This window comes from Agrococcus sp. Marseille-Q4369, assembly GCF_018308945.1.
In the GTDB taxonomy this organism is placed as follows: Bacteria; Actinomycetota; Actinomycetes; order Actinomycetales; family Microbacteriaceae; genus Agrococcus.
Genome location: NZ_CP070501.1, coordinates 319,363 through 344,850 on the forward strand (window position 1 = coordinate 319,363; position 25,488 = coordinate 344,850).

The window sequence follows — 25,488 nt, forward strand, 5'->3', positions numbered from 1 at the left end:
GCCGCTCGCTCACACCCCGCGCGCGAGCGCGGCGGCGCCGATGATGCCCGCGTTGTTGCGCAGCGCGGCCGGCACGATCGGTGTCGTGAGCTGCAGCAGCGGCAAGAACTTCTCCGACGACTTCGACACCCCGCCGCCGACGACGAACAGGTCGGGGGAGAAGATGAACTCGAGGTGGCTGTAGTAGCGCTGCAGCCGCTCGGCCCACTCCTCCCAGCTGAGGTCCTCGCGCTCGCGCACCTTGTTCGAGGCACGCGTCTCGGCGCCGACGCCGTCGAGCTCGAGGTGGCCCAGCTCGGCGTTCGGGACGAGCACCCCGTTGTAGATGAGGGCGCCGCCGATGCCGGTGCCGAGCGTCGTCAGGATGACGAGACCCGACGCATCCTTCGCCGCCCCGTAGTGGTCCTCGGCGAAGCCCGCGGCGTCCGCATCGTTGACGAAGTGGATGTCGCGGCCGAGAGCCCGCTCGAAGAGCTGCTCGGCCTCGAGCCCGATCCAGGACTTCGACACGTTCGCGGCGCTCATCGTGCGACCGTGCCGCACGATCGCGGGGAAGGTGACGCCGATGGGCGTCTCGTCGTCGATCTCGAGCAGCTCGACGAGGCCCACGACTGCGTCGCGGATCGCGTCCGGCTCGCCGCCCGCGGGCGTCGGCACCTTTACGCGATCGCTCAGCAGGGTGCCGGTGCGCACGTCGACGAGCGCCGCCTTCACACCCGTGCCGCCGATGTCGACGCCGACTGCCTGATCGCTGGAGCTGGTCACGCTTGCCGATCCTGCCATGGATCGGATCAGGCCGACGGCAGGGTCAGGATCTCGGCACCGCCCTCGCGCACGACGATCGTGTGCTCGAACTGCGCCGTGATGGATCGGTCGCGCGTGACGATCGTCCAGCCGTCGTCCCAGCCATCCCACTCGTGCGTGCCGAGCGTCAGCATCGGCTCGATCGTGAAGACCATGCCGGGCACCATCTCGGTGTCGTACTGCTCGGTGTCGTAGTGGGGGATGATGAGCCCCGAGTGGAACGATGTGCCCACGCCGTGGCCGGTGAAGTCGCGCACGACGCCGTAGCCGAAGCGCTTGGCGTACTGCTCGATCGAGCGGCCGATGACGTTGACGCGGCGGCCGGGCATCGCGACCTTGATCGCGCGCCGCAGCGCCTCCTCGGTGCGCTCGACGAGCTGCGTCACCTCGTCGCTCGCCTGGCCGACGATGAACGTGCGGTTCGAGTCGCCGTGCACGCCGTCCTTGAACGCCGTGATGTCGATGTTGACGATGTCGCCGGCCTCGAGCACCGTGTCGTCGGGGATGCCGTGGCAGACGACCTCGTTGACGCTCGAGCACACCGACTTCGAGAAGCCGCGGTAGCCGAGCGTCGACGGGTAGGCGCCGTGGCTCGTGACGAAGTCGTGGCCGATGCGGTCGAGCTCGTCGGTCGTGACGCCGGGTCGCACCGCCGCGCCGACGGCGGCGATCGCGTCGGCGGCGATCGTGCCCGCCGCGCGGATGCGGTCGATCGTCGCCTCGTCGTAGACGTCGCCGCCGACGTGCTTCGCGGGGCGCGGCTTGCCGACGTACTCGGGGCGGGCGATGGATGGGTCCACGGGCCTCAGGGGAGAGACGCGACCGGGGATCAGGTGACCTCGCACGTCCTTCGGCATAGGCTCCATCCTAGGCAGACGGCCTAGGCAGACGGCCTAGGCAGACGGCCGAGGCAGACGGCCGAGGCAGACGGCCGAGGCAGACGGCCGAGGCAGACCGACCCGCGGCGGATCCCGAGGAGGCGCGCATGACCGAGTACTGGTACAACCTGGAGACCGGCGTCGTCGAGGAGGGCATGGTCTCGCCCGGCTACGACCGCGCTGGCCCCTTCGCCACTCGCGAGGAGGCGGCACGCGCCCCCGAGATCATCAAGGAGCGCTCGCGGAAGTGGGCGGCTGAGGAGGCCGCAGAGGACGACTGGGGCGGCTCCTCCCGCTGACCGGGCCGCGCAGCGTCAGGCGACCGCGACGATGCGGCGCAGCGTGCGCAGGTTGCGGGTCGTGACGCGATCCTTCGCCTGCCGCTCGAGCGCCTTGCCGAACGGGCTCGAGAGCGTCGTGCCCTTCGGGTTCGACCAGTGGACGACCGCGTCGCCCGCGGCGATCGCCTCGCCCTCGCCCGGCTCGAACGCGGCGAGCTCCGCCGCGATCCCCGGCTCGAGCGCGAACACGACGTAGGGCGTGTGGTCGTCGTCCTCGCCGTGCGGGTAGTCGGCGATGATGCGCTCGAGGTCGTCGATCGCGACGCCGAGCACCCGGATGCGCCTGCCGTACCGCGCCTCGAGCGCGACCTCCGCCGCCCGAGCCGCGCCCGACGCATCCGCCGCCGTCACCACGGCGTTGCCGCTCGCGAGCACCGTCACGACGTCGTCGAGCCCCGCGTCCTCGAGCAGCGCCTTGAGGTCGGCCGATCGCACGGTGACGCCGCCGACGTTCACGCCGCGGAGGAGCAGGGCGATGCGCATGGGATCGCGCTCCCCCCGACTACTCGTACTCATGCTCCGGCGCCGGGTAGGCGCCGGAGGAGACGTCCTCGCGGAACGCGTTCGCGGCATCCTCGAGGTCCTGGCCGATCTGCGCGTACTGCTTGACGAAGCGGGGGATCCGCCCGGTCGTGAAGCCCGCCCAGTCGGTCCAGACGAGCAGCTGGCCGTCGCAGTGCGGGCCCGCGCCGACCGAGATCGTCGGGATCGTGAGCGCCTCGGTCACCGCGCGCGCCGACTCCGAGGGCACCATCTCGAGCACGACCGCGAACGCGCCGGCTGCCTCGACGGCCTTCGCATCGCGCAGCAGCTTCTCGGCGCCTTCCGCGCCGCGGCCCTGGATGACGTGGCCGCCGAGCCCGTGCTCGGCCTGCGGCGTGAAGCCGACGTGCGCCATCACCGGGATGCCCGCCTCGACGATGTGGCGGATCTGCTCGGCCGAGCGCTCGCCGCCCTCGAGCTTGACGGCGTGCGCGCCGGTCTCCTTCATGAAGCGGATGGCGGTGTGCACGGCTTCGCGCGGATTCGTCTCGTAGGAGCCGAACGGCAGGTCGGCGACGACGAGCGCCCGCTTCGCGCCGCGCGCGACCGCGCGGGTGAGGGGGATGAGCTCGTCGACCGTCACCGGCAGCGTCGTGTCGTAGCCGAAGACGGTGTTGCCCGCCGAGTCGCCCACGAGCAGGAAGTCGATGCCCGCGCGGTCGAAGATGCCGGCCGAGAGGTAGTCGTAGCTCGTGAGGCCGACGATCTTCACCCCGTCGCGCTTCGCCTGCTGGAAGTGCCGGATCCTCACGCGCTTGGGGCTCGCTGCCCCGCCGCCGTAGGGCGCTGCGGGCTCCTGCGCGCTGTCGCTGAATGCCATGCGGCCGAGCCTATCGACAGGCGCGCGCCCACTAGCCTGAGGGCAGGCCTTCAGGAGGGACTCGGATGGACAAGCAGCGGGACTTCGTGCTCCGGACGATCGAGGAGCGCGGCGTCAAGTTCGTGCGGCTGTGGTTCACGGATGTGCTCGGCACGCTCAAGTCGGTCGCGATCGCGCCTGCCGAGGTCGAGGGCGCCTTCACCGAAGGGCTCGGCATCGACGGCTCGTCGATCGAGGGGCTCTCGCGCTCCTCGGAGGCCGACGTCATCGCGAACGCCGATCCGTCGACGTTCCAGGTGCTGCCGTGGCGCGGCGAGATCGACCCGACCGCGCGCATGTTCTGCGACATCGCCACCCCCGACGGGCAGCCCGCGGCCGCCGATCCGCGGCACGTGCTCAAGCGCACGCTCGCGAAGGCCGCCGACCTCGGGTTCAGCTTCTACACGCATCCCGAGTGCGAGTTCTACCTGCTCAAGTCGGCCGACGTCCACAACCCCGAGCCCGTCGACCGCGCCGGCTACTTCGACAACGTGCCCGGCGGCACGGCGCACGACTTCCGGCGCGCGAGCGTGCGGATGCTCGAGGACATCGGCATCTCGGTCGAGTTCAGCCACCACGAGGCTGGCCCGGGCCAGAACGAGATCGACCTGCGCTACGCCGACGCGCTCTCGACCGCCGACAACATCATGACGTTCCGCACGGTCGTGAAGGAGGTCGCGATCCAGGAGGGCGTCTACGCGACCTTCATGCCGAAGCCCTTCGAGGGGCAGCCCGGCAGCGGCATGCACACCCACATGTCGCTGTTCGAGGGAGAGCGGAACGCCTTCCACGACCCCTCCGGCCAGTACCAGCTCTCGAAGGTCGGGCGGCAGTTCGTCGCGGGCCTCCTGCACCACGCGCCCGAGTTCACGGCGGTGACGAACCAGTTCGTCAACTCCTACAAGCGCATGTGGTCGGGTGACGAGGCGCCGAGCTACGTCTCGTGGGGCCACAACAACCGCTCCGCGCTCGTGCGCGTGCCGCTCTCGAAGCCCAACAAGGCGACGTCGGCGCGCGTCGAGTACCGCGGGCTCGACTCGGCGGCCAACCCCTACCTCGCCTTCTCGGTGCTGCTCGCCGCGGGCCTCAAAGGCATCGAGGAGGGCTACGAGCTGCCCGAGGAGGCGACCGACGACGTGTGGGCGCTCTCGAACAAGGAGCGCCGCGCGCTCGGCTTCACGCCGCTGCCGGCGAGCCTCGACCGGGCGCTGCAGCACATGGAGGAGTCGGAGCTCGTCGCCGAGACGCTCGGCGAGCAGGTCTTCGAGTACTTCCTGCGCAACAAGCGCGAGGACTGGCAGCGCTACCGCGCCCAGGTCACGCGCGTCGAGCTCGAGTCGAACCTCCTCTCGCTCTAGCGCATGCGCATCCCGTCGCCGCGCGCTCGGCTGGCGCAGCTCGGGTTCCGCGAGCCGAGCCGTGCCGCGGCGTGCCTCGAGGAGCTCCCGGATGCGTGGCGGGGCACGGGCAGGACGGCCCTCGTCGAGGCCGCGGCGCGCGCCGCCGACCCCGACACGGCGCTCGAGTCGGCGGTGCGGCTCGAGCGCGCCGGCGTCTCGCTCGACGAGGCGCTCGCCGACGCGGGCTCGCGCGAGTCGCTCCTGCGCGTGCTCGGCGGCTCGATGGGCATCGCCGAGCACCTCGAGCGGCACGCCGAGGACCTCGACGTCGCTGCCCGGCCGATGGCGCCCGCACCAGCCGAGCGCTACGTCGACAGCCTGATCGAGTCGGTCGACGCATCCGCCGCAGCCGACGGGGTCGCCCCGGTCGCCCGGAAGCCGCGGGTCGAGGCGATCGCCGCGATGCGCGGCCGCTACCGGCGCCACCTCACCGAGCTCGTCGCGTGGGACCTCGGGCTCGACGACCCGGGTGCTTCGGTCGACGTCGTCTCGGCGGCGCTCGCCGACCTCGCCGCCGCCGCGCTCGAAGCGGGCCTCGCGATCGCCCGCGCCGCCGCGCGCGAGCGGTACGGCGACGACGCCGACCGCGTGCGGCTCGCGGTGATCGCGATGGGCAAGACCGGCGCGCGCGAGCTCAACTACCTCAGCGACGTCGACGTCATCTGGGTGCACGAGGCCGAGGGGGTCGAGGATCCGAGGGCGACGCAGATCGCGACGCTGCTCGCGCGCGAGACGACGGCTGCGTGCGCGCAGTTCCAGAAGGCGCCGCCGCTGTGGGAGGTCGACGCGAACCTGCGCCCAGAGGGCAAGGACGGCGCGCTCACGCGCACGCTCGCCTCGCACGTCGCGTACTACGACCGGTGGGCGAAGTCGTGGGAGTTCCAGGCGCTGCTCAAGGCCCGCGCGGTCGCGGGCGACGCCGAGCTCGGCGCCGCCTACGAAGCGGCCGTGCGCTCGAAGGTGTGGGAGTCGTCGAGCCGCGACGGCTTCGTCGAGTCGGTGCAGCGGATGCGCGAGCGGGTGAGCGAGCACATCCCGGCCGACGAGGTGGCGCGGCAGCTCAAGCTCGGGCCCGGGGGCCTGCGCGACATCGAGTTCACGGTGCAGCTGCTGCAGCTCGTGCACGGCGCCGACGACGAATCGGTGCGGCAGCGCAGCACGCTCGAGGCGCTCGACTCGCTCGCCGAGCTCGGCATCATCGGCCGCGCCGACCGCGACGAGTTCAGCGATCACTACCGGTTCCTGCGCGTGCTCGAGCACCGCATCCAGTTCTGGCGCATGCGTCGCACGCACCTCATGCCGGTAGAGCCCGACGAGCTGCGGCGGCTCGCGCGCTCGGCGGGTCTGCCGGATGCCGCGGCGCTCACCGAGCGCTGGCAAGCGGTGCGGCGCGCGGTGCGCTCGCTCCACGAGCGGCTCTTCTACCGGCCGCTGCTCGGCGCCGTCGCGTCGCTCGGCCACGACGACGTGCGGCTCACGCCAGAGCACGCCGCGAAGCGGCTCGAGGCCTCCGGCTACGCCGACGCGCGCGGCGCCCTCGGCCACATCGCCGAGCTCACGGGCGGGGTGACGCGCCGGGCGCAGATCCAGCGGCTGCTGCTGCCGGTGCTGCTCGGCTGGTTCGCGGAGGGCGTCGACCCCGACATGGGGCTGCTCGCGTTCCGACGGCTGAGCGAGGCGCTCGGCGAGAGCCCCTGGTTCCTGCGCATGCTGCGCGACTCGCCCGTCGCCGCGCGCCGGCTCACGAAGCTGCTCTCGTCGTCGCGCCTCATCGGCTCGCTCATGGAGCGCATCCCCGAGGCCGCGTCGTGGCTCGACGGCGACGAGCAGCTGCGGCCGCGCTCGGAGGAGTCGCTCCGCGAGGAGGCGGCCGCCGTGCTCGGTCGCCACCGCGGCGACCCGGATGCGCTGCGGAACGCACTGCGGGCGCTCCGCCGCCGCGAGCACTTGCGGGTCGCGATGGCGAGCGCGCTGCAGCGCATCGACGAGTCGACCGTCGGCGTCGCGCTCACCGCGATCGCGGGGGCCCTCGTCGACGCCGCGCTCGCGCTCCACACGCCCGAGGGGCTGCGGCTCGCGACCATCACGCTCGGTCGCACGGGCGGTCGCGAGATCGGCTTCGGCAGCGACATCGACGTCATGCACGTCGCGGCCGGCGAGGGCGACCCGATCGCGGTCGCGACGACCGTCATCCGCAAGGTGCAGGAGACGCTCGCCGACCCGTCGCTGCCGTTCGAGCTCGATGCGGCGCTCCGGCCCGAGGGACGGCAAGGGCCGATCGTCCGCACGATCGACAGCTACCGCGCCTATTACGAGCGCTGGTCGGAGCCGTGGGAGGCGCAGGCGCTCCTGCGTGCGCGGCCCTTCGCGGGCGACGCGGAGCTCGCGGCCGAGCTCATGGCGATCATCGACGAGCGCCGCTACCCGGCGGAGCTGCCCGCCTCGGCGGCGCGCGAGGTGCGGCGCATCAAGGCGCGCGTCGAGTCGGAGCGGCTGCCGAAGAACGCCGATCGGCGTCGCCACCTCAAGCTCGGCGACGGCGCGCTGAGCGATGTCGAGTGGCTCGTGCAGCTGCTGCAGCTGCAGCACGCGGGACACGAGCCGAGCCTGCGCACGCCCTCGACGCTCGAGGCCCTCGCCGCCGCCGCCCGCGCCGACCTCATCAGCGATCGCGACGCCGAGATCCTGCGCGAGGCGTGGACGCTCGCGACCCGGCTCCGCAACGGGCTCGCGCTCGCTCGCGCCCGCTCGATCGACGTGCTGCCGAACGAGCGCACCGAGCTCGAGGCCGTCGCGCGCCTCATCGGCATGCCCGCGCGCTCGGCGCTCGCGCTCGAGGAGCAGTACCTCGCGGTCACCCGCCGCTCGCGCCGCGTCTTCGACCGCCTCTTCTATGACGCCTGACCAGGCTCCTCGCAAGCGAGCGGCCTACGCTGGCGCGATGTTCTTCATCTTCGGCTTCGGCCCCAAGCAGGAGGAGCTCGGTCCTGGGCTCACCCGCACGTGCGTCCGCTGCGGCAACACGGCGGTGTGGCAGCGCATCCGCGAGTCGAAGCGCTTCACGCTCTTCTTCATCCCCATCGCCCGCTGGGGCAAGCGCGAGTTCGAGGCCTGCCCGATCTGCGGCTACGCGGTCTCCGCCTGAGCGCATCCGCAGAGTGTCGGCACTCTGCGGTGCCGAGTGCGCGAGATCGCAGAGTCCCGGCACTCTGCGCCAGATCCGCCCGTCGACGCCGAGAGCCGGCCACCCGCAGGTGACCGGCTCTCGCGCAGGGAGCGTCAGACGCCGTAGTAGAGCTCGAACTCGTACGGGTGCGGGCGGAGCGCCATCGGCAGGATCTCGGTCTCGCGCTTGAGCGAGATCCACGTGTCGATGAGGTCCTTCGTGAAGACGTTGCCCTCGAGCAGGAACTCGTGGTCGTTCTCGAGCGCGACGAGCGCCTCCTCGAGCGTGCCCGGCACCTGCGGGATGCCCTTGGCCTCCTCGGGCGGCAGCTCGTAGAGGTCCTTGTCGATCGGGTCCATCGGCTCGATGCGGTTGCGGATGCCGTCGAGGCCCGCCATCATCTGCGCCGCGAACGCGAGGTACGGGTTCGACGCCGCGTCGGGCGCGCGGAACTCGATGCGCTTCGCCTTCGGGTTCGAGCCCGTGATCGGGATGCGGATCGCGGCCGAGCGGTTGCCCGCCGAGTAGACGAGGTTGACCGGCGCCTCGAAGCCCTTCACGAGGCGGCGGTAGGAGTTGATCGACGGGTTCGTGAACGCGAGCACCGCCGGCGCGTGCGCGAGCAGGCCGCCGATGTACCAGCGAGCCGTGTCGGAGAGGTTGCCGTAGCCGTTCTCGTCGAAGAAGAGCGGCTTGCCCTCGAGCCACAGCGACTGGTGCGTGTGCATGCCCGAGCCGTTGTCGCCGAAGAGCGGCTTCGGCATGAACGTCGCCGTCTTGCCCCACTCGAGCGCCGTGTTCTTCACGATGTACTTGAAGGCGAGGATCTCGTCGGCCGCCTTGACCATCGTGTTGAAGCGGTAGTTGATCTCGGCCTGGCCGCCGGTGCCGACCTCGTGGTGGCTGCGCTCGACCTGCAGGCCGATCGCCTCGAGCTTGAGGCAGATGTCGTCGCGCAGGTCGGCCTGCTTGTCGACGGGGGAGACGGGGAAGTAGCCGCCCTTGAAGGGCGTCTTGTAGCCGAGGTTGCCGCCCTCCTCGACGCGACCGCTGTTCCAGGCGCCCTCCTCCGAGTCGACGGAGTGGAACGACTGGTTCGCCGTGACGGAGTAGCGCACGTCGTCGAAGATGTAGAACTCCGCCTCGGGGGCGAAGAACGCGGTGTCGGCGATGCCCGTGGAGGCGAGGTACTGCTCGGCCTTGTGCGCGACCTGACGCGGGTCGCGGTGGTAGATCTCGCCCGTGCGCGGGTTGTAGATGTCGAAGATCATCACGAGCGTCTTGTGCTCGCGGAACGGGTCGAGGTAGGCGGTCGACACGTCGGGGATGAGCTGCATGTCGGACTCGTTGATGGTCGCGAAGCCGCGGATCGAGGAGCCGTCGAAGAGCTGGCCGACCGAGAAGAACTCCTCGTCCACCGTCGACGCGGGGATGTTGAAGTGCTGCTGCACCCCGGGGAGGTCGGTGAACCGGATGTCGAGGAACTTCACCTCCTCGTCCTTGATGAAGGCGAGGGCCTCGGACGGGTCCTTGAACATGGTGCTCCTGACTTGGCGGTTCGGTTGAGCTGGTGCCTGACCTCGACGCTACGCGGGAGCCGTTGCCCGGCCGTGACGCCGATGTTTCGGCGGTGTTACGTCAGCGCGGCCGGCCGGGTCGCACCCGGCGGGGATCGATGCCCTTCGGGATGGGCAGGTTCGTCTGCCCGAGCGAGGTGAGCCGGTTCGCGACCGCCATCACCTCGGCGCGGCTCAGCACCTTCTTCAGCCGGCGCATCGACTTCGTCATCTTGCGCAGCTCGAGCGCCGAGTCGGGCCCGATCTCGAGCACGTTGACCGGCACGTTCGGCACGATGCGCTTGAGCTTGCGCTGCTCCTCGCCCACGAGTCGCGCGACGCGCTCTCGCGGGCCCTCGGCGATCAGCACGATGCCGGGCTTGCCGACCGCGCGGTAGACGGCGTCCTGCGTGCGCGGGTTGACCGCGACAGGCATCTCGCTCGTCGACCAGTTGCCGCGCAGGCCGCTCTTGAGCACGGCGCCCACGGCGCCGGGGCGGCCCTCGATCTGCGAGAACGCGATCTTCTCGGCGCGCCACGTGAGCGTCATCATCATGAGCATCAGGCCGATGAGCACGCCCGAGATCACCCAGAGGACGAACCACAGCACGTCCTGTCGCATCACGATCGCGAGCACGACGACGACGATGATGGGCCCGAAGAAGGCGAGCAGCATCAGCGGCAGCGCCGCCTTGTCGTTCTTGCGGGTCATCTGGAAGATGGACCACATCGTCTTGAGCCTGCCGGGCTCCTTCTCGGTCTCGCGCGCCATGCTCCCCAGGATACCGGGGCGCGGAGCCTCCGCTCTCCACAGCGAGGTGCGGATTCCGCTCGCTCCCTCCCGCCGCCGTGGCATGGTCGCGCCGTGGATGTCGAGGCAGCGTCGATCGCCGGCTACCCGCTCGTGCGCGCGGTGCGGCGGTCGTTCGATCGCGAGGTCTGGGTGGCGGATGCGTCTGGGCGCGGCGTCGAGGTGCACCGTGCCCTCGCGGGCGGTGATGCGCCGCTCGCGCGCGAGGCCGAGGCGCTGCTGGTCGCCGAGCACGAGCACCTGCTGCCCGTCGTCGACGTCGCGACCGACGACGGCGTCGTCGTGGTGCGGCAGCTCGAGCCGCGCGACCTCGCCGACTGGCTGCTCGAGCGCGGCGAGCCCGAGCCCGGGGAGGCCGTCACCGCGCTCGCGCCGATCGCGGCGGCGCTCGGCGCCCTCCACGCGATCGGCGCCGTCGCGGGCGGCGTGACGGCGCACGACGTGCGCGTCGACGCCGACGGCGCGCCGCTGCTCGCCGCCGAGGGCGCGCACCTCGAGACCGACCGCCCGACCGAGGCGTGGCGGGAGGCGAGCGACGGCGTCGCGGCCGACGCGCTCGGCTGGCGTGAGCTCGCGCTGCTGCTCGCCGACGCGAGCGGGCAGCCGCTGCCGCAGTCGGTCGAGGCGGCCGTCGAGCGCCGCGACCTCGCTGCCGCGGGCGCAGCCCTCATCGCCGCGTGGCCCGCGCTGCCGCTCGCGCTCGACCCGCCCGTCGCGCGCGGCGAGCCGGCACCGTCGCGGATGCGTCCGCGCGAGCGGGCGAGCGGGCTCGAGGCGGTGTGGGCTCGCGTCGCGCTGCTGCTCGAGCGGCTCCCGCGGGGCGCGCCGGTCGCAGCACGGTTGCTCGACTCGGCGCGCGCCGTGCGCCCGCGCTACTGGGCCGTCGGCGGCGGGGGCGTCGTCGCGCTCGTCGTGGCGGCGGTGCTGCTGGGCGGCAGCGGTCCGCCGGTGGCGGACGCGGCGGCGGAGCCATCGCCGACGCCGACCCTCGGCGACGTGGCTGCCGCGCCGCCCCCGGCGGTGCCGACCGCGCAGCCGCCGCCGGGCGGCGTGGCGGCCGACCCGCTCGCGGGCGCGGCCGTGCTGCTCGCCGAGCGCGAGGCGTGCCTCGATGCGGACGACGCGGCGTGCCTCGTCGGGCTGCACGAGCCCGACAGCCCGCTGCTCACCGCTCCAGCGCCATGGCGGATGCCCGACGACGGGGTGCTCGAGGTCGTGCAGCAGCTCGGCGACGCGTGGCTGCTGCGCGTGGTGTCCGGAGACGAGCCTGCCTCGGTGCTCGTCATGAGCACCGAGGCAGGCTGGACCCTTCGGGACGCGTGGTCTGACTAGACCTCGAACGCACCCGACTCGAGGCGCTGCTTGACCGCCGCGAGGTAGCGGGCGGCGTCGGCGCCGTCGATGATCCGGTGGTCGTACGACAGGGCGAGGAACACCATCGATCGGATCGCGATCGAGTCCTGGCCGTCGACCGAGACGACGACCGGGCGCTTCACGACCGTGCCGACGCCGAGGATCGCGCGCTGCGGCTGGAACACCACGGGGGTGTCGAAGAGCGCGCCGCGCGAGCCGGTGTTCGTGAGCGTGAAGGTGCCGCCGGCCAGCTCGTCGGGCTTGAGCTGGTTGTCGCGCGTCCGCTGCGCGAGATCGGCGATCTCGGCGGTCAGCTCGCGGATGCTCTTCGACGACGCGTCGCGGATGACCGGCGTGAGCAGGCCGCGCTCGGTGTCGACCGCCATCGCGAGGTTCTCGGTCTCGGGATAGGTGATCGTCTCGCCGTCGTCCGTCGCGTTGATGAGCGGGTGCGCCTTGAGCGCCTCGACCGCCGCTTGCGTGAAGAACGGCAGGAAGGTGAGCTTGTTGCCCGTCTCCTGCTGGAACGAGGCCTTCTTCGCCTCGCGCAGCTGCGCGACCTTCGTCACGTCGACCTCGACGACGGTCGTGAGCTGGGCGAGCTCCTGCATCGACTCGACGGCGCGCTTCGCGACGACCTTGCGCAGGCGCGACATCTTCGCGGTCGTGCCGCGCAGCGGCGAGACCTCGACGGGAGCCGGTGCGGCCTCGGCCGCGGGCGCTGCCTGCGGGGCCTCGGCGGGCTTCGCCTCGGCTGCCGCGAGCACGTCCTCCTTGCGGATGCGGCCGCCGACGCCCGTGCCCGAGATCGAGCCGAGGTCGACGCCGCGCTCGTTCGCGAGCTTGCGGACGATCGGTGTCACGTAGACGCCGGTCGACGCGGGCTGCGCGGGCGACGCCGACGCCGACGGAGCGGCGGGTGCCTGCGCCGCGGAATCCGACTGCGCGGGCTTCGACGGCGCGGGCGGTGCCGGCTGCTTCGGCGCCTCGGCCTTCGGGGCCTCCTGCTTCGGCGCCTCGGCAGCGGGTGCCGCCTGCTGGTCCTCGGCCTCGGGTGCCTTCGCGGGTTCGGGCTGTTCGGTCGAGGGCTTCGCGGGCTCGGGCTGCTCGGCCGGCGTCGCGTCCTGCTCCTCGGCGGAGCTCGACGACGGCGCGGGCTCGTCGGTCGCGGCGTCGTCGGTCGTCGGCTCGCCGCCGGACGGCGCGCTCGCCGAGCCGCCGACGCGCGCGATGACGCTGCCGACCTCGACCGTGTCGTCCTCGGCCACGAGCAGCTCCGAGATGGTGCCGGCCACGGGGGAGGGGACCTCGGTGTCGACCTTGTCGGTCGAGATCTCGACGATCGGCTCGTCGACCTCGATCTCGTCGCCGACCGCCTTGAGCCAGCGGATGATCGTGCCTTCGGTGACGCTCTCGCCGAGCTCCGGGAGCTTGATGTCGGTGCCGCCGCTCGACTGCTGCTCGTCGGCCTGCGGCGCGGGCGCCGACTCCTGCTGCTCGTCGGCCTGCTTCGAAGGCGACTCCTGCGCCTCGGCGGCCGACTCGTCGTCGGCCTCCTGCTCGGGCTCGGGGTCGGTGCCCTCGGTCGCCGTCTCGGCGTCGGTCTCCGGCGCCTGCTCGGCGGGTGCGTCGCCCGCGTCGCCGACGCGCGCGATGACTGCGCCGACCTCGACGGTGTCGTCCTCGTCGGCCAGGATCTCGGTGAGCGTGCCGGCGATCGGCGACGGCACCTCGGTGTCGACCTTGTCGGTCGAGATCTCGACGAGCGGCTCGTCGACGGCGATCTCGTCGCCGACGGCCTTCAGCCAGCGCGTGATCGTGCCCTCGGTGACGCTCTCGCCGAGCTCGGGGAGCTTGATGTCAGTCATTCTCGGATCTCCTGTGGCTGTCGATCAGATGGCGTGGAGTGGGGTGCCCGCGAGCTTCATCATGGTCTCGCCGAGCGCCTCGTCCTGCGTCGGGTGGGCGTGCACGAGCTGCGAGACGTCCTCCGGGTAGGCCTCCCAGTTCACGATGAGCTGGGCCTCGCCGATGAGCTCGCTCACGCGGCGCCCGATCATGTGGACGCCGACGACGGGTCCGTCCTTGACGCGCACCGCCTTGACCGAGCCCGTCGTGCCGACGATCTCGCTCTTCGCGTTGCCGCCGAGCGAGTACTCGTACGACTCGATCCTGTCCTCGCCGAACTGCTCCTTGGCCTTCGCCTCGGAGTAGCCGATCGACGCGACCTCGGGGTCGGAGTAGGTGACCTTGGGGATGTTGATGTCCTGCACCATGCGCGGCTCGAGCCCGGCGATCTCCTCGGCGACGAAGATGCCCTGCTGGTAGCCGCGGTGCGCGAGCTGCAGGCCCGGGACGATGTCGCCGACGGCGTAGACGCCGGGGACCGAGGTCTGCAGCCGGTCGTCGACGGTCACGAAGCCGCGGTCGAGCTGCACGCCGACCTCCTCGTAGCCGACATCGGCGGTGTTCGGGCCACGGCCGACGGCCACGAGCAGCAGGTCGGCGTCGATCGTCTCGCCCGTCTCGAGCGAGACGTGCACGCCCGTGTCGTCCTGCGTGACGCCCGAGAAGCGCGCACCGAGCTTGAACTGGATGCCGCGCTTCTTGTAGGCGCGCTCGAACTGCTTCGAGACCGACTCCTCCTCGTTCGCGACGAGGTGGGGCAGGCCCTCGATGATCGTGACCTCGGCCCCGAAGGCGCGCCAGACGCTCGCGAACTCGACGCCGATGACGCCGCCGCCGAGGATCGCCACGCGCTGCGGGATCCAGTCGAGGCGGAGCGCCTGCTCGCTCGTGATGACGTTGCCCGTGATCTCGAGACCCGGGAGCGTCTTCGCGTACGAGCCGGTCGCGAGCACGATGTTCTTGCCCGTGAGGGTGCGGTCGCCGACCTGCACGGTCGTGGGGGAGGCGAGCTTGCCGTCGCCCTCGACGACCTCGATGCCCTTGGCCTTGATGAGACCCTGCAGGCCCTTGTACTTCTTCGAGACGATGCCCTCGCGGAACGCGGTCACCCGCTCGATGTCGATGCCCTTGAGCTCGGCGTCGACGCCGGCGTGACCCGCGTCGCGCACCTCGTCGGCCACCTCGGCCGAGTGCAGCATCGCCTTGGTGGGTATGCAGCCGCGGTGGAGGCACGTGCCGCCGAGCTTGTCCTTCTCGACGATCGCGACGGTCTTGCCGAGCTGCACGGCGCGCAGCGCGACGGCGTAGCCGGCACTGCCTCCACCCAGGACGACGATGTCAAAGCTCTGATCGGACACGCACTTGCTCCTCATGAGTCTCTTGTGCCGCGCCGGTGGGCGCAGCGGTGCACGGCATTTCCTGCCCGAGCCAGCCTAGCCGCTCAGCCCTGACCGGCCGGTGTCAACCGGTGAGCCGGTGTCACTCCGCCGAGCGCGACATCTTCGAGATCATGCGCAGCACGCCGCGCACGACGACGCCCGTCGCGCCCGAGGGCGTGTGGCCGAAGGGCTTGCCGGTGTTCATCGAGGGACCGGCGATGTCGATGTGCGCCCACGGGATCGGGGAGCCGTCGCGCTCGCCCACGAACTCGCCCAGGAAGGCGGCCGCGAGGAGCATGCCGCCCGAGCGGTTGCCGACCTTGGCGTTCTGGAGATCGGCGACCTCCGAGTCGAGCATCGAGCGCATCTCCTCGGGGATCGGCATGGGCCAGACGAGCTCGCCCACCTCGCGCGAGGCGCGCACGAAGGCGTCGACGAACGCCTCGTCGTTGCCCATCACGCCGCTCACGCGGTCGCCGAGCGCGACCTGCTGCGCGCCGGTGAGGGTCGCGACGTCGATGATCGCATCGGGCTGCGCCTCGGAGGCGAGCACGAGCGCGTCGGCCATCACGAGCCGGCCCTCGGCGTCGGTGTTCGTGACCTCGACGCTCGTGCCGCCGCGGATGACGATGACGTCGTCTGGCCGGGTCGACGTCGACGAGACCATGTTCTCGGCGAGCGCGAGGTGCGCGGTGACGCGGATCGGCAGCTGCAGCGCGGCGGCGGCGGCGGTCACCGCGTACACGGTCGCGGCGCCCGTCATGTCGTACTTCATGTGCTGCATCGAGCCGGCGGGCTTGAGCGAGAGGCCGCCCGAGTCGAACGTGATGCCCTTGCCGACGAGCACGACGTGGCGCGTCGCGTTGTCGGGCGCGTGCTCGACCGTGACGAGCCGCGGCGGGCGGCTCGAGCCCTGGCCAACGCCGACGATGCCGCCGAAGCCCTCGCGACGGAGGCGCTCCTCGTCGCGCACGACGACGCTCAGGCCGGCCTGCTGCGCCTCGGCGGCGACGCGGTCGGCGAAGTGGACGGGGCTCAGCAGGTTCGGCGGCGTGTTCGCGAGGTCGCGCGTGAGCCAGACGGCGGTCGAGGCGGCCTTCGCCATCGCGACGACGGTCTCGGTCACCTCCGCCTCGCCGGCGACGGCCGCGATCTCGACGACGCCGGGCTTGGGCTCGCGCTTGAGCCCGTCGAAGCGGTAGGCGCCGAGCGCCGCGCCCTCGAGCACCGCGAGCACGTCGTCGGTCGTCCGCACCGGCAGCGCGAGCGCGAGCGTCGGCACGTCGCGCAGCGCACGCACCGCGGCGCCGGCGATCTGCCGCAGGCGCACCGACCCGGTGTCGTCGCCGAGCCCGACGAACGCGACCCGGCGGCCGTCGACGACCGCTCGCACGACCTGCTCGCGCTCGCCCGTGGCGCCGATGCCGCGGAGGAGCTCCGGGTCGAAGCCCTCGGCGGTGGGCTCCTCCCCGGGGTGCACGCCGTGCACGATGAGCTCGGCGGTAGCGTCCTCGGGGCGGGCGATGATGGAGAGTGCGGGGATGGGCATGGGTCACGAGGATACCTGCGGCTCGACGGTCACTAGGCTGGGAGGGTGTTCGATCCGCGCGCGCTGACCCTGCACCTCGAGGACCTCGAGACGGTCCCGCGCGGCCTCGACCTCGTGATCGCGATCCACGGCTTCGTCGACGCGGGCGCCGCGGCCGAGGCCGCCGCCGCCGCGATCCTCGACACGCTCCCGCACCGCCCGGTCGTCGCGTTCGACACCGACGTGCTCATCGACCACCGCTCGCGCCGGCCGCGCATGCTCTTCAACGAGGACCACGTCGAGGAGTACCTGCCGCACTCGCTCACGCTGCTGCAGGTCGAGGACGACGCGGGCGCGCCCTTCCTGCTGCTCACCGGGCCCGAGCCCGACTGGATGTGGGAGCGGTTCACGGATGCGCTGCTCGAGCTGCACGAGGAGCTCGAGATCGCCTCGACGACGATCATCAGCTCGATCGGCATGCCGGTGCCGCACACGCGGCCGCTCGTCTCGACCGTCTCCGGCAACCGCGCAGAGCTCATCGAGCAGTACTCGGCCTGGCGGCCGGTCTCCTCGGTGCCGGCCTCCGTCATCCACCGCATCGAGCACCGCCTGCACCCGACCTCGCCCGTCGCGTCCTTCACCGTGCTCGTGCCGCACTACGTCGGCGAGTCGGGCTCGGCGGGACCCGCGCTCGCGGCGCTCGAGGGCGTGACGAGCGCGACCTCGCTCGCGTTCCGCACCGAGGAGCTGCGCCAGGCCGATCGCGAGTTCCAGCAGCTCGTCGCGCAGCAGATGGAGACGAACGAGGAGCTGCAGCGCGTCGTGCGCACCCTCGAGGCCCGCTACGACGCGTTCATGGCGCAGTCGTCGGTGAAGTCGCCGCTCACCGACGAGGACGGCTCGCTGCCGAGCGCCGACGAGATCGCGGAGGAGCTCGAGCGCTACCTGCAGGAGCGGCGGAAGCCGGGCTCGGATCCCTTCGGATGAACAGCGCGCGCTCCTGGCTGGTCTGGGGCGTGGCGGCGCTGGCGTACATCGCGGCGGTGCTGCACCGCTCGTCGCTCGGCGTCGCCGGTCCCGCGGCCTCCGAGCGATTCGAGGTCGCCGCGACGGAGCTCTCGACGCTCGGCGCCGTGCAGGTGGGCGTCTACGCGGCGATGCAGATCCCGGTCGGCGTGCTGCTCGACCGGCTCGGCCCGCGCGTGCTCATCGCCTCCGGCGCGGCGGTCATGGCCGGCGGTCAGCTGCTCGTCGCGATCGCTGAGGACATGCCGCTCGCGATCCTCGGCCGCGTGCTCGTCGGCATCGGCGACGCCGCGACGTTCATCTCGGTCATCCGCCTGCAGTCGGGCTGGTTCCGGGGGCCGATCCTCGCGCAGATGTCGCAGTACACCGCCATCAGCGGCCAGGTCGGGCAGCTGCTCTCCGCCGTGCCGTTCGTCTGGCTGCTCTCGGCGGCCGGCTGGACCCTCTCGTTCGGCACGCTCGCGGCCGTCGGCGCCGTCGCCTTCGTGCTCGTCCTCCTCATCGTCTTCGACGCGCCCCCGGGCGGTGCCCCGCCGACCGGCTCGATCGACGTGCCCGAAGGATGGCTGCCGCGGCTCCGCAGCGCCTTCCGCACGCCCGGCACGCGGCTCGGCTTCTGGACGCACTTCTCGCTCCTGGGCTCCACCAACCTCTTCCTGCTCCTGTGGGGCTTCCCGATGCTCGTCGAGGGGCTCGACTACTCGCAGGCCCAGGCCGCCGGCCTCATGAGCATCGTCGTCGTGACCGGCATGGTCGTCGGCCCGATCGTCGGCATCACGACCGCGCGCTTCCCGCTGCGGCGCTCGACGCTCGTGCTCGCCCTCGTCGCCCTCGTCGTCGCAGCCTGGGCGGCTGTGCTCGCGTGGCCGACGCAACCGCCGACCTGGCTCGTCGTGCTGCTGCTCGTCGTGCTCGGTGCGGCCGGCCCCGGCTCGACGGTCGGCTTCGACTTCGCCCGCACGTCGAACCCGCTGCGGGTGCTCGGCTCGGCGAACGGCATCGTCAACGTCGGCGGCTTCATCGCGACCTTCGCGGCCATGCCGGCGGTCGGCATCATCCTCGACCTCGTCCACTCGGCGCGCGTCGCGGGCGGCGAGGCCGTCGGCCTCTACGACTGGGAGGGCTTCCGCGTCGCCCTCTCGTTCCAGTTCGTGCTGCTCGCGCTCGGCTTCCTCATGGTCGTGCGGATGCGTCGCATCACTCGCTCGCGCCTGCGCGAGGAGGAGGGGATCGAGGTGGGTCCGCTGTGGGCGGCCATCGCCAGGCGCATGCGCCGACGCCCCGATTGAGCACTCGATCGACGACCTGGGAATGCCCATGCCACATCCGGCGCTATACTGTCAAGACCGACCCAGTCGAGATCGTGCCCGCGCCCGGACTTGACATGGGTCATTCGACTGCCCTCAGCGCGACTGGACCGAGTCTGGACGCTTGACCGACCGGAGGACGCATGCCAGCTGACAAGACCACGAGCCCGCGAAGCCGAACGACGAAGGCGGCTGTCGACGCTGAGCAGAGCGCCACGACCGCCGCGCCGAAGGCTGCCCCCGCCAAGGCCGCCGCCGCGAAGACGACGACGCCGAAGACGACGGCCGCGAAGTCGACGGCCGCGAAGTCGACGGCCGCGAAGACGACGGCGGCGAAGGCGCCCGCCGCGAAGACGACGGCCGCCAAGACGACCGCTGCGAAGACCGCTGCCGCGAAGGCGCCGGCCAAGACCGCCGCTGCCAAGACGACGGCTGCCAAGACGACGGCCGCGAAGACGAGCGCCGCCAAGACGGCCGCTGCGAAGAAGGCCGCCGACTCCTCGACCGGCCCGGCGAAGCCCGCGCGCGGCGGTCGCCGCAAGGCGGTCGACCCGGTCGCCGAGGTGATGGCCGAGGAGGCGACCGAGGCAGCACCCGAGGAGGACGAGGAGGAGGTCCACGTCGAGAAGCTCCCGACCGGCGCCCTGCGCCTCTCGGGTGACGACGACGAGCCCGCCGCCACGCAGATCACCGGCGCGACGGCCGACCCGGTCAAGGACTACCTCAAGCAGATCGGCAAGGTCGCGCTGCTCAACGCCGAGCAGGAGGTCGACCTCGCGATGCGCATCGAGGCGGGCCTGTTCGCCGAGGAGAAGCTCTCGCTCGAGGGCGACGACCTCGACTGGCAGCTCAAGCGCGACCTCACGCGCATCGCGCGCGACGGGCAGCGCGCGAAGAGCCACCTGCTGGGCGCGAACCTGCGCCTCGTGGTCTCGCTCGCGAAGCGCTACACGGGCCGAGGGATGCAGTTCCTCGACCTCATCCAGGAGGGCAACCTAGGCCTCATCCGTGCGGTCGAGAAGTTCGACTACACGAAGGGCTTCAAGTTCTCGACCTACGCGACGTGGTGGATCCGCCAGGCGATCACCCGCGCGATGGCCGACCAGGCCCGCACGATCCGCATCCCCGTGCACATGGTCGAGGTCATCAACAAGCTCGCCCGCGTGCAGCGGCAGATGCTGCAGGACCTCGGTCGTGAGCCGAGCCCCGAGGAGCTCGCTCGCGAGCTCGACATGACCCCCGAGAAGGTCATCGAGGTGCAGAAGTACGGCCGCGAGCCCATCTCGCTGCACACGCCCCTCGGCGAGGACGGCGACAGCGAGTTCGGCGACCTCATCGAGGACACCGAGGCGGTCGTGCCGGCCGACGCGGTGGGCTTCACGATGCTGCAGCGCCAGCTCGAGTCGCTGCTCGACTCGCTCTCGGAGCGCGAGGCGGGCGTCATCCGCATGCGCTTCGGCCTCGGCGACGGCATGCCGAAGACGCTCGACCAGATCGGCGACACCTTCGGCGTGACGCGCGAGCGCATCCGTCAGATCGAGTCGAAGACGATGGCGAAGCTACGGCACCCGTCGCGCTCGCAGCAGCTGCGCGACTACCTCGAGTGATCGACGCGTGATCGAGGGCCGCCCCGCGAGGGGCGGCCTTCGCGTTCTTCCATGCGATCGGATGCGCTCGGCTGGTTCTAAGATGGAGTTCTGTCCCCGAGAAGGAGAAGTCATGCCCCGTCGTTCCACCCTCGCCGGTCTCGCAGCCGTCGCCGCCGCATCCGTCGCCCTCGTCGGCTGCTCGAGCAGCGCGGAGCCCGGCGCGAGCGGGGAGGCCGAGTCGACGGGCGTGACGCTCGAGCAGGTGCAGGAGGCGGGCGTGCTCTTCGTCGGCACCGAGGGCACCTACTCCCCGTTCTCGTTCCACGAGGGCGGGTCGGGAGAGCTCACCGGCTACGACGTCGAGGTCATCACCGCGGTCGGCGAGCAGCTCGGCGTCGAGGTCGAGTTCGTCGAGACGCAGTGGGACGCGATCTTCGCCGCCCTCGACGCGGGCCGCATCGACGTCATCGCGAACCAGGTCTCGATCACGCCGGAGCGCCAGGAGCGCTACCTCTTCAGCGAGCCGTACACCTACTCGAACGGCGTGCTCGTCGTGCCCGAGGGCAGCGACATCGCCTCGCTCGACGACCTCGCGGGCCGCGTGAGCGCGCAGTCGCTCACGAGCAACTGGGCCGAGGTCGCGCGCGGCGCGGGCGCCGAGGTCGAGGAGGTCGAGGGCTTCGCGCAGGCCGCCGAGCTGCTGCGCTCGGGCCGCGTCGACGCGACGATCAACGACTCCCTCACGTTCCTCGACTACGAGCAGGCGCAGGGCGGCGAGACGGGCCTCGAGGCCGTCGCCGAGACCGACGAGGTGAGCGAGAGCGCCGTCGCGATGCGGCAGGGGAGCGAGTCGCTGCTCGCCGCGATCGACGAGGCGCTCGCCGCGCTCGCCGCCGACGGCACGCTCGCCGAGATCTCCGAGGACTACTTCGGCGAGGACGTCTCACAGCCGTGACCCCGGCCGTCACGACACGGCCCCGGCACATGCCGGGCCCGCGTCCTCGCAGGTCGGCGACGTAGGCTCCGCGCGTGGACTGGCAGCTCGTGCTCGACTCGATCGGGCCCATCGCGCTCGGCGCGATCACCGGCACGATCCCGCTCACGCTCGCGTCGTTCTCGCTCGGCCTCGTGATCGCGATCGGCATGGCGCTCGCGCGCATCTCCGGCATCGCGTGGCTCTCGGGCCTCGCTCGCGCCTACATCTCGATCATCCGCGGCACGCCCATGCTCGTGCAGCTGTTCGTGATCTTCTACGGCATGCCGCAGATCGGCATCACGCTCGACCCGTGGCCGAGCGCCATCATCGCGCTCTCGCTCAACGTGGGCGGCTACGCGGCCGAGATCATCCGCGCGGCGATCCTCTCGATCCCGCGCGGCCAGTGGGAGGCGGCGGCGATGATCGGCATGTCGCGCGGCCAGGCGCTCGGCCGGATCGTGCTGCCGCAAGCGGCGCGCGTCTCGGTGCCGCCGCTGTCGAACACGTTCATCTCGCTCGTGAAGGACACGTCGCTCGCGTCGGTCATCCTCGTCACCGAGCTCTTCCGCGTCGCGCAGCGCATCGCGGCGCCGAGCGGCGAGTTCCTCACCATCTACCTCGTCGCCGCGGCGGTCTACTGGGTCATCTGCCTCGTGCTCGCCGGCGGCCAGGACCGCCTCGAGCGGAAGCTGGATCGCTATGCCGTCTGAACCGCTCGCCTCCGCACCCCTCCTCTCCGCACGGGGCCTCCACAAGTCGTTCGGCGACAACCACGTGCTGCGCGGCGTCGACCTCGACATCGCTCCCGGCACCGTGCACGCGCTCATCGGGCCGTCCGGATCCGGCAAGACGACCGTGCTGCGCTCGCTCAACGGCCTCGAGTCGCCCGATCGAGGCTCGCTGCGCATCGCAGACCTCGAGCTCGACTTCACCCGCCCGCTCGGGCGACGCGAGCGCGCGGCGCTGCACCGCGCATCCGCCATGGTCTTCCAGCAGCACCACCTCTTCCCGCACCTCACCGTGCTCGGCAACGTCACGGTCGGCCCGATCCGGGTGCAGGGGCGGGGGAGGGAGGAGGCGACGGCGGATGCGCTCGCGCTCCTCGAGCGCGTCGGCCTGCGGGAGAAGGCCGACGCCTACCCCTCGTCGCTCTCGGGCGGCCAGCAGCAGCGGGTCGGCATCGTGCGCGCGCTCGCGCTGCAGCCGTCGATGCTGCTGTTCGACGAGCCGACGTCGTCGCTCGACCCCGAGCTCGTCGGCGAGGTGCTCGCCGTGATGACCGAGCTCGCCGGCGAGGGCTGGACGATGGCCGTCGTGACGCACGAGCTCGGATTCGCGCGCGAGGTCGCCGACGAGGTGTCGTTCTTCGACGAGGGCGCCGTCGTCGAGCGCGGCGCGCCCGAGCGGGTCTTCGGCGATCCGCGGCACGAGCGCACGAAGCGCTTCCTGCAGCGGCTGCAGGGCCCCTTCGCCTGATCGAGCGCCCTCCACCGGGACAGCGAAGCGGCCCGCCCCGATCGGGGACGGGCCGCGCTCAAAGTCGCCGGGGCCTAGACCTCTGCGAGCTTCGCGGTCTCGTCGTGCCACACGGTGGCGAGCGGCTGCAGCGCCTCGCGGTGCTTGGCCGCGTGGTGCGCGCAGAAGAGCAGCGTGCCGCTCTCCATCGTCGCGCGGACGTATGCCTGGGCGCCGCAGCTGTCGCAGCGGTCGAGCGCGCTGAGCGGCGCGTTCGCCTCGTCGGTCTCGAGCGTCGCGGTCTGGGTGTCGTTCACGGTGCCCTCCTTCATCACGTCTGGTGTCCATCGTGGCACGCCATCCTGGCAATGCCGCATCACGCGGGGCGCGGTTCGCCAGCGGCGCAACGCCGCGACGAGCCGCGCCACCTGCCGTCGGGCGGCGATCGGCGGCCGTAGGCTGGAGCGTCGACCGCCCGACGACTGCAGACCCCGGGCGTGTCACGCGAAGGGGGATCGGTTGGCGACTGCGGCATCGGACTACTCGGCTCGGCACCTCACGGTGCTCGAAGGGCTCGAGGCGGTGCGCAAGCGCCCCGGCATGTACATCGGCTCGACCGACTCCCGCGGCCTCATGCACTGCTTGTGGGAGATCATCGACAACTCCGTCGACGAGGCGCTCGGCGGCCACGGCGACGAGATCGCGGTCGTGCTGCACGCCGACGGCTCCGTCGAGGTGCGCGACCGCGCGCGTGGCCTGCCGATCGACGTCGAGCCCCGCACGGGCCTCACGGGCGTCGAGGTCATCTTCACGAAGCTGCACGCGGGCGGCAAGTTCGGCGGCGGCGCCTACAAGTCCTCCGGCGGCCTCCACGGTGTCGGCGCATCCGTCGTCAACGCCCTCTCGGAGCGGCTCGACGTCGAGGTCGACCGCGACGGCGCGACGTGGGCGATGTCGTTCCACCGCGGCGAGCCCGGGGAGTTCCTCGACGAGGGAGAGCCGTCGCCGCACTCGACGTTCCTGCCGTTCGTGGATGCGTCGAGGCTGCGGAAGGTGGGCAAGGTCGCGAAGGGCGTCACGGGCACCCGTGTGCGCTACTGGGCCGACCCGCAGGTGTTCACGAAGGGCGCCGACTTCCTCGCCGACGAGCTCGCGCGCCGCGCGCGGCAGACGGCGTTCCTCGTGCCGGGACTCGCGATCCAGATCATCGACGAGCGCGGCGACGAGCGCGTCGTGCACGACTTCAAGTACGACGGCGGCATCAGCGAGTTCGCCGAGTACCTCGCGCCCGACCCGGCGCTCACCGCGACGTGGCGGCTGACGGGCGAGGGCGCGTTCCAGGAGACCATCCCGGTGCTCGACGAGGCGACGGGCCACATGGTCACGCGCGAGGTCGACCGCGTGTGCGAGGTCGACATCGCGCTGCGCTGGGGCACGGGCTACGACACCGTCGTGCAGACCTTCGTCAACATCATCGCGACGCCGAAGGGCGGCTCGCACCTCGCGGGCTTCGAGCAGTCGCTGCTCAAGCTGCTGCGCGACCAGGTCGCCGCGAACGCCCGCAAGCTCAAGGCCGGCAACGACAAGGTCGAGAAGGACGACGTGCTCGCCGGACTCACGGCCGTCGTCACCGTGCGGCTGCCCGAGCCGCAGTTCGAGGGCCAGACGAAGGAGGTGCTCGGCACGCCCGCCGTGCGGCAGATCGTCGCGCAGGTCGTCGCGCGCGAGCTCGGCGGCATCCTCACCTCGTCGAAGCGCGACGAGAAGGCGCAAGCGGGGCAGCTGCTCGAGAAGGTCGTGAGCGAGATGAAGGCGCGCCTCTCGGCCCGCTCGCTCAAGGAGACCGCGCGGCGCAAGAGCGCGCTCGAGTCGTCGTCGCTCCCGGTGAAGCTCGTCGACTGCCGCTCGAACGACGTCGCGCAGACCGAGCTCTTCATCGTCGAGGGCGACAGCGCGCTCGGCACGGCGAAGCCCGCGCGCGACAGCGAGTTCCAGGCGATCCTGCCCATCCGCGGCAAGATCCTCAACGTGCAGAAGGCATCGATCGGCGACATGCTCGGGAACGCCGAGTGCGCGGCGATCATCCAGTCGATCGGCGCGGGCTCCGGCCGCTCGTTCGACATCTCCGCCGCCCGCTACGGCAAGATCATCATGCTCTCGGACGCCGATGTCGATGGCGCCCACATCCGCACGCTGCTCTTGACGCTCATCCACCGCTACATGCGGCCGCTCATCGACGAGGGCCGCGTGTTCGCGGCCGTGCCGCCGCTGCACCGCGTGATGGTCAAGCACCGCGGCAAGCCCGACGAGGCGGTCTACACCTACTCCGACGCCGAGCTGCACCGGCTGCTCGCGAAGCTCAAGAAGAGCGGCAAGAGCTGGGTCGAGCCGCCGCAGCGCTACAAGGGCCTCGGCGAGATGGACGCCGACCAGCTCGCCGAGACGACGATGGATCGCTCGCGCCGCACCCTGCGGCGCGTGACGATCAGCGACGCCGAGCGGGCGAGCGAGATCTTCGAGCTGCTCATGGGCAACGACGTCGCCCCGCGCCGCGAGCTCATCCAGAGCTCGCAGGTCGACCGGGAGCGCATCGACGCCTGAGCGCCGCT

At 71.7% G+C, this 25,488-nt stretch carries 22 protein-coding genes; 12 read left to right on the plus strand and 10 right to left on the minus strand.

What is annotated here, in order from left to right:
• Nucleotides 1-9: 9 nt before the first annotated feature.
• Both ppgK and map read right to left on the minus strand, forming a co-directional pair.
• Entirely contained in the window at nt 10-765 is a 756-nt protein-coding gene (gene ppgK / locus JSQ78_RS01740; RefSeq protein ID WP_249295809.1) for a polyphosphate--glucose phosphotransferase, read from the minus strand.
• 26 nt (nt 766-791) lie between these two features.
• Complete coding sequence (map, locus tag JSQ78_RS01745; RefSeq protein WP_211448927.1) at nt 792-1,661, minus strand: type I methionyl aminopeptidase; 870 nt, start codon at nt 1,659-1,661, stop codon at nt 792-794.
• Nucleotides 1,662-1,789: 128 nt separating this feature from the next.
• Here map and JSQ78_RS01750 point away from each other — a divergent pair, with 128 nt between their 5' ends.
• Nucleotides 1,790-1,981, plus strand: a complete 192-nt coding sequence (locus JSQ78_RS01750; RefSeq protein ID WP_211448929.1) for an SPOR domain-containing protein — start codon at nt 1,790-1,792, stop codon at nt 1,979-1,981.
• A 15-nt stretch (nt 1,982-1,996) separates the two neighbouring features.
• Here JSQ78_RS01750 and JSQ78_RS01755 read toward each other — a convergent pair whose 3' ends face one another.
• A complete protein-coding gene (locus JSQ78_RS01755; RefSeq protein WP_211448931.1) occupies nt 1,997-2,506 on the minus strand; it encodes a DUF1697 domain-containing protein in 510 nt (169 codons plus the stop codon).
• 19 nt (nt 2,507-2,525) lie between these two features.
• The gene (gene panB / locus JSQ78_RS01760; protein ID WP_211448932.1) at nt 2,526-3,386 is read right to left on the minus strand and encodes a 3-methyl-2-oxobutanoate hydroxymethyltransferase; all 861 of its coding nucleotides are present in this window, start codon (nt 3,384-3,386) and stop codon (nt 2,526-2,528) included.
• Nucleotides 3,387-3,451: 65 nt separating this feature from the next.
• Here panB and JSQ78_RS01765 point away from each other — a divergent pair, with 65 nt between their 5' ends.
• From JSQ78_RS01765 to JSQ78_RS01775, 3 genes are read left to right on the plus strand one after another with little or no spacing between them, the layout of a single operon-like run.
• A complete protein-coding gene (locus JSQ78_RS01765) occupies nt 3,452-4,783 on the plus strand; it encodes a glutamine synthetase family protein (RefSeq protein ID WP_211448934.1) in 1,332 nt (443 codons plus the stop codon).
• A 3-nt stretch (nt 4,784-4,786) separates the two neighbouring features.
• Nucleotides 4,787-7,729: a bifunctional [glutamine synthetase] adenylyltransferase/[glutamine synthetase]-adenylyl-L-tyrosine phosphorylase gene (locus JSQ78_RS01770; RefSeq protein WP_211448936.1), complete on the plus strand. Its 2,943-nt coding sequence runs from the start codon at nt 4,787-4,789 to the stop codon at nt 7,727-7,729.
• 37 nt (nt 7,730-7,766) lie between these two features.
• On the plus strand, nt 7,767-7,970 hold the full coding sequence (locus JSQ78_RS01775) for a zinc-ribbon domain-containing protein (protein ID WP_211448938.1): 204 nt from the start codon (nt 7,767-7,769) through the stop codon (nt 7,968-7,970).
• Between the two features lie 134 nt (nt 7,971-8,104).
• On the opposite strand, the gene glnA is transcribed toward JSQ78_RS01775, so the two are convergent.
• Both glnA and JSQ78_RS01785 read right to left on the minus strand, forming a co-directional pair.
• Nucleotides 8,105-9,529 (minus strand): type I glutamate--ammonia ligase, encoded by a 1,425-nt coding sequence (glnA, locus tag JSQ78_RS01780; RefSeq protein WP_211448940.1) that lies wholly within the window; start codon nt 9,527-9,529, stop codon nt 8,105-8,107.
• A gap of 100 nt (nt 9,530-9,629) precedes the next feature.
• Entirely contained in the window at nt 9,630-10,319 is a 690-nt protein-coding gene (locus JSQ78_RS01785; RefSeq protein WP_211448942.1) for a DUF4191 domain-containing protein, read from the minus strand.
• A 93-nt stretch (nt 10,320-10,412) separates the two neighbouring features.
• Between JSQ78_RS01785 and JSQ78_RS01790 the strand changes: the two genes are divergently transcribed.
• Complete coding sequence (locus JSQ78_RS01790; RefSeq protein WP_211448944.1) at nt 10,413-11,690, plus strand: protein kinase family protein; 1,278 nt, start codon at nt 10,413-10,415, stop codon at nt 11,688-11,690.
• Here JSQ78_RS01790 and sucB read toward each other — a convergent pair.
• The 3 genes from sucB to JSQ78_RS01805 form a co-directional block, all read right to left on the minus strand.
• Complete coding sequence (sucB, locus tag JSQ78_RS01795; protein ID WP_211448946.1) at nt 11,687-13,579, minus strand: 2-oxoglutarate dehydrogenase, E2 component, dihydrolipoamide succinyltransferase; 1,893 nt, start codon at nt 13,577-13,579, stop codon at nt 11,687-11,689. The genes JSQ78_RS01790 and sucB overlap by 4 nt on opposite strands.
• 24 nt (nt 13,580-13,603) lie before the next feature.
• On the minus strand, nt 13,604-14,977 hold the full coding sequence (gene lpdA / locus JSQ78_RS01800; RefSeq protein WP_211448948.1) for a dihydrolipoyl dehydrogenase: 1,374 nt from the start codon (nt 14,975-14,977) through the stop codon (nt 13,604-13,606).
• A gap of 121 nt (nt 14,978-15,098) precedes the next feature.
• Complete coding sequence (locus tag JSQ78_RS01805; protein WP_211448950.1) at nt 15,099-16,547, minus strand: leucyl aminopeptidase; 1,449 nt, start codon at nt 16,545-16,547, stop codon at nt 15,099-15,101.
• Between the two features lie 45 nt (nt 16,548-16,592).
• Here JSQ78_RS01805 and JSQ78_RS01810 point away from each other — a divergent pair, with 45 nt between their 5' ends.
• The 6 genes from JSQ78_RS01810 to JSQ78_RS01835 all read left to right on the plus strand — a co-directional run bounded on the left by JSQ78_RS01810 (nt 16,593) and on the right by JSQ78_RS01835 (nt 22,900).
• A complete protein-coding gene (locus tag JSQ78_RS01810) occupies nt 16,593-17,513 on the plus strand; it encodes a PAC2 family protein (protein WP_211448952.1) in 921 nt (306 codons plus the stop codon).
• Nucleotides 17,510-18,841, plus strand: a complete 1,332-nt coding sequence (locus JSQ78_RS01815) for an MFS transporter (RefSeq protein ID WP_211448954.1) — start codon at nt 17,510-17,512, stop codon at nt 18,839-18,841. Before JSQ78_RS01810 ends, JSQ78_RS01815 begins: the two co-directional genes overlap by 4 nt.
• A gap of 161 nt (nt 18,842-19,002) precedes the next feature.
• Nucleotides 19,003-20,466 carry an RNA polymerase sigma factor gene (locus JSQ78_RS01820; protein ID WP_211448956.1) on the plus strand — a complete coding sequence of 488 codons (1,464 nt, stop codon included), beginning with the start codon at nt 19,003-19,005 and terminating at the stop codon, nt 20,464-20,466.
• 112 nt (nt 20,467-20,578) lie between these two features.
• Nucleotides 20,579-21,403, plus strand: a complete 825-nt coding sequence (locus JSQ78_RS01825) for a transporter substrate-binding domain-containing protein (RefSeq protein WP_211448958.1) — start codon at nt 20,579-20,581, stop codon at nt 21,401-21,403.
• 74 nt (nt 21,404-21,477) lie between these two features.
• Nucleotides 21,478-22,134: an amino acid ABC transporter permease gene (locus JSQ78_RS01830; RefSeq protein WP_211448960.1), complete on the plus strand. Its 657-nt coding sequence runs from the start codon at nt 21,478-21,480 to the stop codon at nt 22,132-22,134.
• Entirely contained in the window at nt 22,124-22,900 is a 777-nt protein-coding gene (locus JSQ78_RS01835; RefSeq protein WP_211448962.1) for an amino acid ABC transporter ATP-binding protein, read from the plus strand. Before JSQ78_RS01830 ends, JSQ78_RS01835 begins: the two co-directional genes overlap by 11 nt.
• Before the next feature lie 74 nt (nt 22,901-22,974).
• Here JSQ78_RS01835 and JSQ78_RS01840 read toward each other — a convergent pair whose 3' ends face one another.
• Complete coding sequence (locus JSQ78_RS01840; RefSeq protein ID WP_031224395.1) at nt 22,975-23,196, minus strand: DUF7455 domain-containing protein; 222 nt, start codon at nt 23,194-23,196, stop codon at nt 22,975-22,977.
• Nucleotides 23,197-23,398: 202 nt separating this feature from the next.
• Between JSQ78_RS01840 and JSQ78_RS01845 the strand changes: the two genes are divergently transcribed.
• The gene (locus JSQ78_RS01845) at nt 23,399-25,480 is read left to right on the plus strand and encodes a DNA gyrase/topoisomerase IV subunit B (RefSeq protein WP_211448964.1); all 2,082 of its coding nucleotides are present in this window, start codon (nt 23,399-23,401) and stop codon (nt 25,478-25,480) included.
• Nucleotides 25,481-25,488: the final 8 nt, after the last annotated feature.

Excerpts from the sequence above, each read along its gene's own strand:
- JSQ78_RS01785 (WP_211448942.1), bottom strand. The coding sequence starts at position 10,319 with ATGGCGCGCGAGACCGAGAAGGAGCCCGGCAGGCTCAAGACGATGTGG.
- JSQ78_RS01835 (WP_211448962.1), top strand. The coding sequence starts at position 22,124 with ATGCCGTCTGAACCGCTCGCCTCCGCACCCCTCCTCTCCGCACGGGGC.
- sucB (WP_211448946.1), bottom strand. The coding sequence starts at position 13,579 with ATGACTGACATCAAGCTCCCCGAGCTCGGCGAGAGCGTCACCGAGGGC.
- glnA (WP_211448940.1), bottom strand. The coding sequence starts at position 9,529 with ATGTTCAAGGACCCGTCCGAGGCCCTCGCCTTCATCAAGGACGAGGAG.
- JSQ78_RS01825 (WP_211448958.1), top strand. The coding sequence starts at position 20,579 with ATGCCCCGTCGTTCCACCCTCGCCGGTCTCGCAGCCGTCGCCGCCGCA.
- panB (WP_211448932.1), bottom strand. The coding sequence starts at position 3,386 with ATGGCATTCAGCGACAGCGCGCAGGAGCCCGCAGCGCCCTACGGCGGC.
- JSQ78_RS01775 (WP_211448938.1), top strand. The coding sequence starts at position 7,767 with ATGTTCTTCATCTTCGGCTTCGGCCCCAAGCAGGAGGAGCTCGGTCCT.
- map (WP_211448927.1), bottom strand. The coding sequence starts at position 1,661 with ATGCCGAAGGACGTGCGAGGTCACCTGATCCCCGGTCGCGTCTCTCCC.
- JSQ78_RS01770 (WP_211448936.1), top strand. The coding sequence starts at position 4,787 with ATGCGCATCCCGTCGCCGCGCGCTCGGCTGGCGCAGCTCGGGTTCCGC.
- JSQ78_RS01765 (WP_211448934.1), top strand. The coding sequence starts at position 3,452 with ATGGACAAGCAGCGGGACTTCGTGCTCCGGACGATCGAGGAGCGCGGC.
- JSQ78_RS01755 (WP_211448931.1), bottom strand. The coding sequence starts at position 2,506 with ATGCGCATCGCCCTGCTCCTCCGCGGCGTGAACGTCGGCGGCGTCACC.
- JSQ78_RS01750 (WP_211448929.1), top strand. The coding sequence starts at position 1,790 with ATGACCGAGTACTGGTACAACCTGGAGACCGGCGTCGTCGAGGAGGGC.
- JSQ78_RS01820 (WP_211448956.1), top strand. The coding sequence starts at position 19,003 with ATGCCAGCTGACAAGACCACGAGCCCGCGAAGCCGAACGACGAAGGCG.
- JSQ78_RS01815 (WP_211448954.1), top strand. The coding sequence starts at position 17,510 with ATGAACAGCGCGCGCTCCTGGCTGGTCTGGGGCGTGGCGGCGCTGGCG.
- JSQ78_RS01805 (WP_211448950.1), bottom strand. The coding sequence starts at position 16,547 with ATGCCCATCCCCGCACTCTCCATCATCGCCCGCCCCGAGGACGCTACC.